This window comes from Aerococcus sp. L_32 (assembly GCF_050689315.1).
Genome location: NZ_JBOEQF010000289.1, coordinates 1 through 2,524 on the forward strand (window position 1 = coordinate 1; position 2,524 = coordinate 2,524).

Here is a 2,524-nt window from a genome sequence, read left to right on the forward strand (position 1 = left end):
CAGATTGCCTTGATGGTTTTAACCAAAGACAACCCTATTGATAGCTTTATCGTCAATCCTTGGACCACCAAAGCAAAATTTAATCAAAGTATCATCGAAAAGGTATGGCAGTACGCGATAAAACATGTATAATATACCTATTGAAAGATGACACAGTAGGGCGCGTTGCTAAGAAATGGCAACCGCCTTGTAAAATGTTTCAAAATGATACACTAGGTAGCGTTGGCAATAATCGTCAAATAATGGACTTTAATAAAGAAATAGCGATAAATAAGGATTTTTTTTAAAAAAAGACGAGAAAAAGCTTGCACTGCCTAGTTTAATTTTGTATACTAATTGGGTGCCGTTTTATACGGAGCAACAGTATTTACGTGCAAACGTTGATACACCAATAAGCAGTGATGTATGAGGTTGCGACACACCCGGTAGCATTGCCATAAGGGTGGCCGGTAATTCATACGGAGCAAGTCAAATTTAAAATATGACGAGGAGGAAAAAGTCATGGCAAAACAAAAAATTCGTATTCGTTTAAAAGCTTACGAACACCGTGCATTAGATCAATCAGCAGCTAAAATTGTTGATACTGCACAACGTACAGGAGCAGAAGTATCAGGTCCAATTCCATTGCCTACTGAACGCTCATTATTCACAGTAATCCGTGCAACACATAAATACAAGGATTCACGTGAACAATTCGAAATGCGTACGCACAAACGTTTAATCGACATCGTTAACCCAACACCAAAAACTGTTGATGCGTTAATGAAATTAGATTTACCATCAGGCGTAGACATCGAAATTAAATTATAATTCCAGAATCATCGCAATAAATTAGTTAACCCAATTATTAAATAAAAAATTATACGGAGGTGTACTCATGACTAAAGGAATCTTAGGAAAAAAAGTAGGTATGACACAATTCTTTACAGAAACTGGTGAATTAGTACCAGTTACAGTTATCGAAGCACAACCAAACGTTGTTTTACAAGCTAAAACAAACGAAACTGATGGCTACGAAGCTATTCAAGTTGGTTTTGACGACAAACGTGAAGTGTTGGCAAACAAACCTCACAAAGGTCATGTAGCAAAAGCAGAAACTACTCCTAAGCGCTTCATTAAAGAATTCAAAGATGTTGAGCTAGGAGATTACGAAGTTGGATCAGAAATCAAGGTTGATATCTTCCAAGCAGGAGACATCGTTGATGTTACGGGTACTTCAAAAGGTAAAGGATTCCAAGGTGCTATCAAGCGTCATGGCCAATCACGTGGACCTATGTCACATGGTTCTCATTACCACCGCAGCCCAGGTTCAATGGGTATGGCGTCGGATGCTTCTAAAGTATTCAAAGGTAAAAACTTACCAGGACAAACTGGTGGTACGCAAATTACTATCCAAAACCTAGAAATCGTTAAAGTAGATGCAGAGCGCAACGTCATCTTAATTAAAGGTAACGTTCCAGGTGCTAAAAAATCTATGGTAACAATCAAATCTGCAGTTAAATCTGCTGAATAATACCAGGAAGGAGGAACAGTTTCATGGCAAACATTACATTATTTAAACAAGACGGTTCACAAGCTGGCGAAATTACATTAAACGATGAAATTTTCGCAATTGAACCAAATGAAAATGCAATCTACGATGTAGTTATTATGCAACAAGCTTCATTACGTCAAGGTACTCACAAAGTTAAAGGACGTTCAGAAGTTAGCGGTGGTGGACGTAAACCATGGCGTCAAAAAGGTACAGGTCGTGCTCGTCAAGGTTCAATCCGCTCTCCACAATGGGTAGGCGGTGGCCGTGCATTCGGACCAACACCTCGTTCATATGCTTACAAATTACCTCGTAAAGTTCGTCGTTTAGCTTTACGCTCTGCATTATCTAATAAGGTAGCAGAAAACAACTTCATCGTTGTTGATGAATTAGCATTCGAAACACCAAAAACTAAATTATTCCAAGAAGTGTTGAATAACTTACAAGTTGAAAATAAAGTTTTAGTTGTAATCAACAAAGACAACGACAACGCACAATTATCAGCTCGTAACTTACCAAACGTAAAAGTAGTTGATGAAAACAACGTTAACGTATTCGACTTAGTTAACTCTGAAAAAGTCATCATTACAAAAGCAGCACTTTCTAACGTAGAGGAGGTACTAGCATAATGTTGGCACACGACGTAATCATTCGCCCAATCATCACTGAAGAATCAATGTTGAAAATGGACGAAAACAAATACACTTTTGAAGTAGCTGTTAAAGCGAACAAAACAGAAGTTAAACAAGCAATCGAAGAATTGTTCAACGTAGACGTGAAAAACGTAAACATCATGAACGTTCGCGGTAAATTAAAACGTATGGGACGTTTTGCTGGTTATACACGTAAACGCCGTAAAGCAATCGTAACCATCGCTGAAGGTCAATCAATCGAAATCTTCGGAAACGAAGCAGAATAATTAAGATAGGAGGAAATTCACGTGGCGATAAAAACATATAAAGCAACGACTAACGGTCGTCGTAACATGTCAGG

General features: G+C 38.1%; 5 protein-coding genes. All 5 read left to right on the top strand.

Translation table 11 applies throughout. The annotated features are described in order from the left end of the window. Positions 1-104: 104 nt before the first annotated feature. The 5 genes from ACRCJ0_RS11905 (at position 105) to rplW (ending at position 2,450) form a co-directional block, all read left to right on the top strand. On the top strand, positions 105-287 hold the full coding sequence (locus tag ACRCJ0_RS11905) for a hypothetical protein (protein ID WP_431390550.1): 183 nt from the start codon (positions 105-107) through the stop codon (positions 285-287). A gap of 214 nt (positions 288-501) precedes the next feature. Beyond that, positions 502-810: a 30S ribosomal protein S10 gene (rpsJ, locus tag ACRCJ0_RS11910; protein WP_016896561.1), complete on the top strand. Its 309-nt coding sequence runs from the start codon at positions 502-504 to the stop codon at positions 808-810. Positions 811-877: 67 nt separating this feature from the next. Then, positions 878-1,513, top strand: a complete 636-nt coding sequence (gene rplC / locus ACRCJ0_RS11915; RefSeq protein WP_083068057.1) for a 50S ribosomal protein L3 — start codon at positions 878-880, stop codon at positions 1,511-1,513. 23 nt (positions 1,514-1,536) lie between these two features. Beyond that, positions 1,537-2,160, top strand: a complete 624-nt coding sequence (gene rplD / locus ACRCJ0_RS11920; protein WP_259799851.1) for a 50S ribosomal protein L4 — start codon at positions 1,537-1,539, stop codon at positions 2,158-2,160. After that, a complete protein-coding gene (gene rplW, locus ACRCJ0_RS11925; RefSeq protein WP_004262545.1) occupies positions 2,160-2,450 on the top strand; it encodes a 50S ribosomal protein L23 in 291 nt (96 codons plus the stop codon). The genes rplD and rplW overlap by 1 nt, the downstream gene beginning before the upstream one ends. Positions 2,451-2,524: the final 74 nt, after the last annotated feature.